The organism is Agrobacterium sp. MS2, from assembly GCF_003261015.1.
In the GTDB taxonomy this organism is placed as follows: Bacteria; Pseudomonadota; Alphaproteobacteria; order Rhizobiales; family Rhizobiaceae; genus Agrobacterium; species Agrobacterium pusense.
Genome location: NZ_QLNF01000094.1, coordinates 1 through 335, shown reverse-complemented (window position 1 = coordinate 335; position 335 = coordinate 1). Strand labels below are relative to the sequence as shown.

The 335-nt window shown below is 60.3% G+C and carries 1 protein-coding gene; it reads right to left on the bottom strand.

All coding sequences use genetic code 11. The features are described from left to right. Nucleotides 1-31: 31 nt before the first annotated feature. Nucleotides 32-335 (bottom strand): hypothetical protein (locus DOU54_RS27770; RefSeq protein WP_210206220.1); only part of this gene is annotated, 304 nt, incomplete at its 5' end.

Genomic DNA, 335 nt, shown 5'->3' with positions numbered 1-335 from the left:
AGCTGATAGTCGGCGTGCTCATCACGTCCGGTTATCCGTCAACCGTTAAGCCACGAACAACGTGACAACGCCCTGCAGCCTTCTGCATCTCCTGGACAGCGATTGGTGCGTCCGAGCGGTCGATCATCCGGAGATAGGCTTTCAGCTCGCCCTTCATCTCGATGACGTTTTCAAGTGCCCGCATCTCGCTGTCGTCGTCGTCCTGCATGCCTCTGCCGTGCCTCATCTCATCGAACATCAATCTGGCCTTCGCGGCCAGAAGGTCGGCCAGAAGTCTCGCGCGCCTGTGAGAGCAGGCGCCGAGACTGAGCCGCAAGGGAGGGATGGCACGCGTG